The following is a 9,142-nucleotide window of genomic DNA, read 5'->3' as shown; positions in this document are numbered from 1 at the left end:
CTGGTTCTGGGTTGCGCCCTCTATCGTATTTGTGTTGTGTCGTGTGCCGGCCAGTCCCTCCCCCCCGCCCCCGCCCGCGGGCCCCCCCCCCCCCCCCGCGCCCCCCCCCCCCCCCCCCCCGACTCGTGAGGTTGACGACGCGGGTTGACCGGTCAGCCGAGCAGGGTGCTCAACTCGACGCTGTCGAGGCCGTGCGCCTCGGCGACCTCGCGGTAAACCACCTTGCCGTCATGGGTGTTGAGGCCCTTGGCCAGCGCGGCGTCACGGCGCAGCGCCTCGACCCAGCCATGGTTGGCCAGCGACACGATGTAGGGCAGCGTGGCGTTGGTCAGCGCGTATGTGGACGTGTTCGGCACCGCGCCGGGCATGTTGGCGACGCAGTAGAAGACCGAGTTGTGGATGTTGAACGTCGGCTCGGCGTGGGTCGTCGGACGCGAGTCCTCGAAGCAGCCGCCCTGATCGATCGCAATGTCGACAAGTACACTTCCGGGCTTCATCTTGGCGACGAGCTCGTTGGTGACCAGCTTCGGCGCCTTGGCGCCGGGGATGAGCACGGCACCGATGACGAGGTCGGCCTCGACGACGGCCTTCTCGAGTTCGAAGGCGTTGGAGACGATCGTCTGCACCTTGGTGCCGAAGATCTTGTCCGCCTCACGCAGCTTGTTGATGTCCTTGTCGAGCAGGGTCACGTGGAAGCCCATGCCGACGGCGATCTGCGTGGCGTTCCAGCCGGAGACGCCACCGCCGATGACCACGGCCCTGCCGGCCTGGGTGCCGGGGACACCGCCCGGGAGCACACCCCGGCCACCGGCCGAGCGCATCAGGTGGTACGCGCCGACCTGCGGGGCCAGCCGGCCCGCGACCTCGGACATCGGGGCGAGCAGCGGCAGCGCCCGGTTCACCTCGACCGTTTCGTAGGCGATCGCGGTGGTGCCGGACTCCAGCAGGGCGTCGGTGCACTCGCGGGAGGCGGCGAGGTGCAGGTAGGTGAAGAGCGTCTGGTCCTTGCGGAGACGGTGGTACTCCTCCGCGATGGGCTCCTTGACCTTCAGCAGCAGGTCGGCGGTGGCCCAGACCTCGTCGGCGGTGGCGAGGATGTTCGCGCCCGCGGCGACGTACTCGTCATCCGTGATCGAGGAGCCGACACCGGCGTTCTGCTCGACGAAGACCTGGTGTCCGTTGCGCACGAGCTCGTGCACGCCGGCCGGGGTGATGGCCACCCGGAACTCGTTGTTCTTGACCTCGCGGGGGATGCCGACCTTCACGTCGATCACGGTCCTTGGCTCAGGGGATATATCGGTCGATGACACGCGTACCCAGCCGCGCAAAGGCATACCGGGACACACCACGAGAAGCCGTGGTGCTGCCAGTCTAATGAAGGATTTCCCGCTGTCTAGCCTTGCAAAGCACTAACCTTTGAGCGTAGTGCCACGGATTTCGTAGGTTGAATCCTCTGTTCCAAGCATTCTTTCCGCGGCGCGGCGGTGCAGCCGGGCCGCCGCGGGGTCACCGAGCCGGTCCAGGGTGTCGGCGAGCCTGAGCCGCAGCGCGGCGTGGAGGCGTACGTCACCCGCCCGGCGCGCCAGCTCCACCGCCTCCTGGCAGGTGCGCAGGCACTCCTCGGGCCGCCCCGCGTACTCCTGCACCCGGGCCGCCTCGCTCAACGCTCTTGCCTGGGACGGCAGATCGCCGGCCCTGCGGTGCCCCGCGACGGCCGCCCGCCAGTTGCGCAGTGCCTCCCCGTACCGGCCCGCGTAGCTGTGCACGGCGCCCAGTCGCCCGTACAGCCTCGCCTCGTCGGCGCGCTCGCCGCGCGCCTGGCGCTGCGCGAGGGCACGGCCGTACCAGTCGGCCGCCCGCTGCCAGTCGCCCAGCTCCTGGTATGCGCCGCCTACGGATTCCATCGCGCGGCCGGTCGCGTACGGGTCGTTCGCGGCGCGTCCGGCGTCGAGCGCCGCCCGGTACCGGGCCAGCGCGTCCGCGGTGCGTCCTGTCTGCGCGTCCAGATCGGCGAGGTTGAGCAGCGCGGCGGCCTGTTCACGGTGCAGTCCCCGGCGCTCGGCGACGTCCAGCACCAGCTGGTGCAGCCCGTACAGCTCGGGGGCCGCCGCCTCGGTACCCCAGTGCGCCGCGAGCGCCCTGACCAGGGCCGCGACCAGTCGACGGGCCAGTGTGTCCAGCTCACCGTCGTCGACGACGAGCCGCGCGGACGCCAACAGCTCGGACCGGCTCGCACGCAGCCACTCACCGGCGGCCGCCGCGGACGCGAAGCGCAGGGCGCGCGGCAGCGCGGCCAGCTTCTTACGGGCCCAGGAGCCTTCGGGCTCTGTGATCGCCCGGCACGCCTGGAGCCGTCGTACGGTCCGCTCCAGCATCCTCGCGCGGGCCAGTTGCACCTCGGCGGGACGGTCCGTGGACTCCATCAGCGTGCGCAGCAGCGGCGCGAGGGCGCCCGGCACCTCGAACGACTCCCCCGCCCGGCGCACCAGCCCGAGCGCGGCGAAACTCTCCAGGGTGCCCTGGGCGGCCGACACGGAGCAGCCGGACAGCGCGGACGCGGTGTGCGCGTCGGCACGTCCGGCCGGTGCGAGCGCCAGCAGTCGCAGGGTCCGCGCGGCGGACTGCGGCAGCGAGTCGTAAACCAGCCGGAACGCCCTGGCCAACGGCCTGTCGCCGGTGGGGTGCTCGTCACCGGACGGCAGCCCGCGCAGCCGCTTCGCGGCGTCTGCGACGGAGACCCCCGGTCGGGCGGCCAGCCAGCCGCCGACCAGCACCAGCGCGGCGGGCTGGCCACCGCATTCCTCGGCGATCGCCTCCGCGGCCTGCGGGTCCACCGTGATCCGCACCGATCCGGTGAAGGTGGTGAGCAGTTCGATCGCGGACCTCGCGTCCAGGCCGCCGAGAGTGCACGGCCGTACGCCGGGGATGCCGGTGAGCGGGCCCCGGGACACGGCCACCACCAGGCAGTCCGGGTTCTGCGGCAGCAGCAGGTCGACCTGCTCCGCTTCCGTGACGTCGTCGACGAGGAGCAGCACGCGCCGTACGGCCAGGGCCTCGCGCACCATCTCGGTCAGCTCGTCGTCGCTTGCGCCGGGCGGCGAGGCGATACGCAGCCGGTCGAGCAGCCCGCGCGCCGCCTCCTCCATGGGGACGGGCCGGCCGCCCGGCTCGGTGAGCCAGACCCGCAGGACGCCGTCCGGGAAGCGGTCGCCGAGCATGCGGACGAGCTGCTCCGCCAGCGCGGTCCGTCCCGAGCCGGGGCGCCCGGCGATCAGCAGCACCCGCGCGCGCGGCGCCTTGCGACCCGCGAGCGTGTCGAGGCCGGCACGTTCGATGTCGGCGACGAGTTCCTTGAGCTCCCGCTGCCGCCCGAAGAACACCGTCTGCGCACGGCCCTGGCCGCGCGCCGCCCCGGCCGCACGGCGGGTCTCCGTCACCGTGTCCGTCCCTCGCGCACCGGCGCCCGGCGCCGCAGGAGGCCGAGGCGCCGCGACACCGGGCGGATCCGCCGTGCCCGACGGCGGGGCGATGCCGCTGTCGTCGGCGGCGCCTTCGGCTGCCGCCGGACCCGGGTCCCCGTCCACGCCGTGGAGGGCATCGGCGCCGTCGTCGTCATAGGTCTCCGCCGTGCGGGCGCCGTCCTCGCGCCGGCCCTTCGCCGCGGGACCCGGCGCGATGGAGTCGCCGGCCCGCTCCGGCGCGACGCCGCTCGCGGTCCCCGTCCCTGCCCGGTCATCGACCCCGCCGGCGGTCACCGGCGGCGCGTCCCGAGGAGCCTGCTCCGGCTCGGGCTCCGGCTCGGGGGCAGCGCCCTGACCTGCGGACACCGTCGCGTCGCCGGGGCCGTCAGGGGCACCGGCCCCGTCCACGGCGGCGAGGCCGCCCGGCGTGCCGGGACTCTCCAAGACACCGGGGCCGTCCGGCGTGCCGAGCCCGTCCGCGAAGCCGGGGCCCTCCAAGACACCGGACCCGTCCACGGTGCCGGGCCCGCCCGGCGTGCCGGGACTCTCGGAAGTACCAGGGCCGTCCGGGGTGCCGGGACGGGACGGTCCAGTGGTGTCGGGCCGGTGGTCGGCGTGCGAACGGGCTCGGGCGACGGCCGGCCGGGACGCCGCTTCCTCGGCGGTCGCCGTCTCCGCGTCGGCCGGCCGGTCGGGGCCGTCCACGTCCAGCGCCTGATCCGTCACGGGCCACGCTCCAGTCCACCGTGCGAGCCGAGCCCGGCGGGGCTCCGCACGGGCGGTTCGAGCGTAGTTCAGGCACTACGGCGATCCGCGCGGAGCAGGGCGGCGGCGTCACCCGATCGGATCAGCAGATCGTCACATCAGGTACGCCTTCGGGGTATTCACGCCTCGAACGGCCGCGCGGGCCACGGCGCCTCCGCGGGGCGCAGCGCGTCGAACCCGTCACCGCCACGCGCCGCGACCGCCGACAGCACGCCGACGACCAGGCAGGTGTTGTGGAGTTCACCGGCGAGCACCCCGCGCACCAGCTCCTCCAGCGGCACCCGCGCCAGCTCCATGTCGGCCTCCTCCTCCGAGACCTCGAAGCGTTCGCCCTCCGCCTCCGACAGCTCACGGGCGAGGAAGATCCGCACGGCCTCGTCGCAACCGCCGGGCGTGGTGTAGACGTCGGTGAGCACCCGCCAGTCCTCGGCCTTGACGTGCGCCTCCTCGTACAGCTCGCGCTGCGCGGCGTGCAGCGGGTTCTCCCCCGGCACGTCGAGCAGCCCGGCCGGGATCTCCCACAGCTTCTGCCGGACGGGGTGCCGGTACTGGCGGAGCACCAGGACCCGGCCCTCGCCGTCGAGGGCCAGCACCGCGACGGAGCCGGGGTGGACCTGGTAGTCGCGCTTGACGACCGTGCCGTCGGGCATGACGACGTCATCGGTGCGGACGCTGGTCTTGTTGCCCCGGAACGGCGTCGAGGTCGCGGTGACCTGCCAGTGCTCGGGCGTGTCCTTGATGGCCATCGAAAAGCGTCCTTCCAACCGCAGAACGGAAACCGGGGTACGAAACCCTCGCAGGTCCGTACCCCGGTCAACCGTATCGCCTGAGCGTCAGCGTCCCGACTTGCGCTCCACGGCCGCCTTCACGAGCCCGGCGAACAGCGGGTGCGGACGGGTCGGGCGCGAACGCAGCTCCGGGTGCGCCTGCGTCGCGACGAGGTACGGGTGCACCTCGCGCGGGTACTCGACGTACTCGACGAGTTTGTTGTCGGGGGACGTGCCCGAGAAGAGGATGCCGGCCTTCTTCTCCAGTTCCGCCCGGTAGGCGTTGTTCACCTCGTAGCGGTGGCGGTGGCGCTCCTCGACGTACGGCTCGTCGCCGTAGACCTCGCGCACGATCGATCCTTCGGCGAGCTTCGCCGGGTACAGGCCGAGCCGCATGGTGCCGCCCAGGTCGCCCGCGCCCTCCACGTACGCCAGCTGCTCCTCCATGGTGGAGATCACCGGGTGGGAGGTGGCCGCGTCGAACTCGGTGGAGTTGGCGTCGGGGATCTCCGCCAGGTTGCGCGCGGCCTCGATCACGATGCACTGCAGGCCCAGGCAGAGGCCGAGCAGCGGGATCCGGTTCTCGCGGGCGTACTGGATCGCGCCGACCTTGCCGTCCACGCCGCGCTCGCCGAAACCGCCGGGGATGACGATCGCGTCGACGTCACCGAGCTGCTTCTGGGCGCCCGCCGGGGTCCTGCAGTCGTCGGAGGTGACCCACTTGACCTTGACGCGGGCCTTGTTGGCGAAACCGCCGGCGCGCATCGCCTCCGTGACCGACAGATACGCGTCGGGCAGATCGATGTACTTGCCGACGAGCGCCACGCTGACCTCGTGGACCGGCTTGTGGACCCGGTCCAGCAGGTCCTCCCACACCGTCCAGTCGACGTCGCGGAACGGCAGGTCGAGCTTGCGCACGACATACGCGTCGAGGCCCTCGGTGTGCAGCACCTTGGGAATGTCGTAGATCGACTTCGCGTCGATGGCGGCGACGACCGCGGCCTCGTCGACGTCGCACATCAGCGAGATCTTGCGCTTGATCGCGGTCGGCACGTCGCGGTCGGCACGCAGCACGATCGCGTCGGGCTGGATACCGATGTTGCGCAGCGCGGCGACGGAGTGCTGCGTCGGCTTGGTCTTCAGCTCGCCGGACGGGCCGATGTAGGGCAGCAGCGAGATGTGCACGACGAAGACGTTGTCCCGGCCGACCTCGTGGCGGACCTGGCGGACGGTCTCCAGGAACGGCAGCGACTCGATGTCGCCGACCGTGCCGCCGACCTCGGTGATGACGACGTCGACGTCGTCGGTCGCCATCCGGCGGATCCGGGACTTGATCTCGTTGGTGATGTGCGGGATGACCTGCACCGTGTCGCCCAGGTACTCGCCGCGCCGCTCCTTGGCGATGACCTGCGAATAGACCTGGCCGGTGGTGACGTTGGCCGAGCCGTCGAGGTCGACGTCGAGGAAGCGCTCGTAGTGGCCGATGTCCAGATCCGTCTCGGCGCCGTCGTTGGTGACGAACACCTCACCGTGCTGGAACGGGTTCATCGTGCCGGGGTCCACGTTGAGGTACGGGTCGAGCTTCTGCATCGTGACCCGCAGGCCCCGCGCCTTGAGCAGCGCGCCCAGGCTGGAAGCCGTGAGGCCCTTGCCGAGGGAGGAGGCGACACCCCCGGTGACGAAGATGTGCTTGGTCGTCATGGCTGTGCTGTTTCGAAAAGCAGCGGGCGGCATCGCCAAGAGGGGGCTCCCGTGGTCGCTAAGTGAGGTGCGTGTCGGCCGCCGACCCGGATCCGGGGGGTGCCGTCGCTGCGGTTTCGGTGCCTTGCGGCCACCGGTCCACGGGGTACCAGGGTATCAGCGACACGGAGGGGCCGCCTCCGACCACTCCTGCGCACGCGGTCCCGGGGCCTGCGGAGGTACCGTGACAACAGGTGTGGGAGCCGCTCACCGCAGAACACCGGCCGCTCAGCCGTTCGGCGCACCCATGTTGCCGGGACACCCACACAGATCACCGGCGTGCGTCGTATCCTGCTCGGACACTCGCTGCCGAGCCGGACGTGTGAACGGCCTCCATCCCCTGACCGTCACCCGGACATCGGCGCCCCCACCAAGCAGTGGCACAGCCTCCCGCATGGTGTTTTCGGGGTAGCCGCGGCTCGTCGGCGACTCTTGACCCCAAAGACCGCAGAAACCGCAGCAAGCGCCCCGCGGGGCGGACGTGGCCGTTCGACTGGAGATGCACGTGGCCGGGCGCATCGAGGATTACGCACTCATCGGAGACATGCAGACCGCAGCACTGGTCTGCCGGGACGGCACGGTGGACTGGCTGTGCCTGCCGCGCTTCGACTCGCAGGCCATCTTCGCCGGGCTGCTGGGCACCGAGGAACACGGCTTCTGGCGGCTGGGACCGGCGTACGGCACGCACTCCCAGGCGCCGGTCGCGACCCGCCGCAACTACCGCGGTGACTCCCTGATCCTGGAATCCGAGTGGGACACCCCGCGCGGAACAGTCCGTGTGACCGATTTCATGCCGCCCCGTGACGGCGCCCCGCAGCTGATCCGGATCGTGGAGGGCGTCTCCGGCAGGGTCCCGATGTGCTCCGCCCTGCGGATGCGCTTCAGCTACGGCCGGATCGTGCCGTGGGTCCACAAGGTCGACAACCGCACGGTCGGCGTCGCCGGCCCCGATTCGGTGTGGCTCGACGCCGACGCGGACACGTACGGCAAGGACCTCACGACCTACTCGGATTTCACCGTCGCCCCCGGCGACCGGATCACCTTCACGCTCAGTTGGCAGCCCTCCCACAAGGAACCGCCCGCCCTCCCGGACCCGGAGGGCTCACTGGAGGCCACCGCCGAGTTCTGGCGCGACTGGGTCGACCACTGCACCTACCACGGCCCCTACCGGGAGGCCGTGGTCCGCTCGCTGATCACGCTGAAGGCCCTGACGTACGCCCCGACCGGCGGCATCGTCGCCGCGCCGACCACATCCCTCCCGGAGGAGATCGGCGGCGTCCGCAACTGGGACTACCGCTACACCTGGCTGCGGGACGCGGCGATCACCCTCTCCTCGCTGCTGCGCACCGGCTACCGCGAAGAGGCCCGCGCCTGGCGCGAGTGGCTGCTGCGCGCCGTCGCCGGCGACCCGGAGAACCTCCAGATCATGTACGGCATCGCCGGTGAGCGCGAGCTCGGCGAGGCGGAGCTCGACTGGCTGCCCGGCTACGAGAACTCCGGCCCGGTGCGCGTCGGCAACGGCGCGGCGCACCAGCTGCAGCTCGATGTCTACGGCGAGGTCACCGAAGCCCTGCACCTCGCACACATGACGGGTCTCGCCCGCAACGACTACGCCTCCCTGCTCCAGCTGAAACTGATCCGGTATTTGGAGAAGCACTGGGACCAGCCCGACGAGGGCATCTGGGAGGTCCGCGGGCCTCGCCGGCACTTCGTGCACTCCAAGGTGATGGCGTGGGTCGCCGTCGACCGCACGATCAAACTGATCGAGTCGGGCGACGCGGACGGGCCGCTGGAGCGCTGGATCGAACTGCGCGACGAGATCCACCGCGACGTCTGCGAGAAGGGCTACGACCCCGAGCGCAACACCTTCACCCAGTCGTACGGCTCGAAGGAGCTGGACGCCGCCTTGCTGCTGATCCCGCAGATGGGCTTCCTGCCGCCCGACGACAAGCGCGTCATCGGCACGATCGAGGCGATCCAGCGCGAGCTGTCCACCGACGACGGTTTCATCCTGCGGTATCCGACGGAGGGCGCGGACGAGGGAGTCGACGGTCTGCCCGGCGACGAGGGCGCGTTCCTGGCGTGCTCGTTCTGGATGGCGGACGACCTGGCGATGATCGGGCGGGTTGACGAGGCGCGGCGGCTGTTCGAGAAGCTGCTGGTCCTGCGCAACGACCTCGGTCTGCTCGCTGAGGAGTGGGACCCGAGGCTCCAGCGGCAGGTGGGCAACTTCCCTCAGGCGTTCAGCCACGTGCCGCTGATCGACACCGCCCTGCGGCTGACCGCGTCCGGAGCGTACGGCGGCTAGCGGACCTGTAGGTTTCCAGATCCAGTGGCCACTTTCCATCAGCGATGGCCACCAAGTGGCCAATAGGACACGGGGATGGAAATCATGCTCCGTGGACGAGT

General features: G+C 71.2%; 5 protein-coding genes. 1 reads left to right on the top strand and 4 read right to left on the bottom strand.

Features of this window, described 5'->3' with window-relative positions; all coding sequences use genetic code 11:
* Window positions 1–152: 152 nt before the first annotated feature.
* The 4 genes from ald to AB0903_RS33800 form a co-directional block, all read right to left on the bottom strand.
* Window positions 153–1,265, bottom strand: a complete 1,113-nt coding sequence (ald, locus tag AB0903_RS33815) for an alanine dehydrogenase (protein WP_366708585.1) — start codon at window positions 1,263–1,265, stop codon at window positions 153–155.
* A gap of 144 nt (window positions 1,266–1,409) precedes the next feature.
* Window positions 1,410–3,380, bottom strand: a complete 1,971-nt coding sequence (locus AB0903_RS33810; protein ID WP_366708583.1) for a tetratricopeptide repeat protein — start codon at window positions 3,378–3,380, stop codon at window positions 1,410–1,412.
* A 965-nt stretch (window positions 3,381–4,345) separates the two neighbouring features.
* Complete coding sequence (locus tag AB0903_RS33805; protein ID WP_366708579.1) at window positions 4,346–4,972, bottom strand: NUDIX hydrolase; 627 nt, start codon at window positions 4,970–4,972, stop codon at window positions 4,346–4,348.
* Between the two features lie 87 nt (window positions 4,973–5,059).
* Entirely contained in the window at window positions 5,060–6,694 is a 1,635-nt protein-coding gene (locus tag AB0903_RS33800) for a CTP synthase (RefSeq protein WP_366708577.1), read from the bottom strand.
* Between the two features lie 544 nt (window positions 6,695–7,238).
* Between AB0903_RS33800 and AB0903_RS33795 the strand changes: the two genes are divergently transcribed.
* On the top strand, window positions 7,239–9,041 hold the full coding sequence (locus AB0903_RS33795; protein ID WP_366708581.1) for a glycoside hydrolase family 15 protein: 1,803 nt from the start codon (window positions 7,239–7,241) through the stop codon (window positions 9,039–9,041).
* The last annotated feature ends 101 nt before the right edge of the window (window positions 9,042–9,142 follow it).

The organism is Streptomyces sp. NPDC048389, from assembly GCF_040706335.1.
Lineage (GTDB): Bacteria > Actinomycetota > Actinomycetes > Streptomycetales > Streptomycetaceae > Streptomyces.
Note: the sequence above shows the minus strand (reverse complement) of the source record. Positions and strands in the feature narration are given on the sequence as shown.

Coding starts and splice junctions, on each gene's coding strand:
- AB0903_RS33800 (WP_366708577.1), bottom strand. CDS start 6,694: ATGACGACCAAGCACATCTTCGTCACCGGGGGTGTCGCCTCCTCCCTC.
- AB0903_RS33805 (WP_366708579.1), bottom strand. CDS start 4,972: ATGGCCATCAAGGACACGCCCGAGCACTGGCAGGTCACCGCGACCTCG.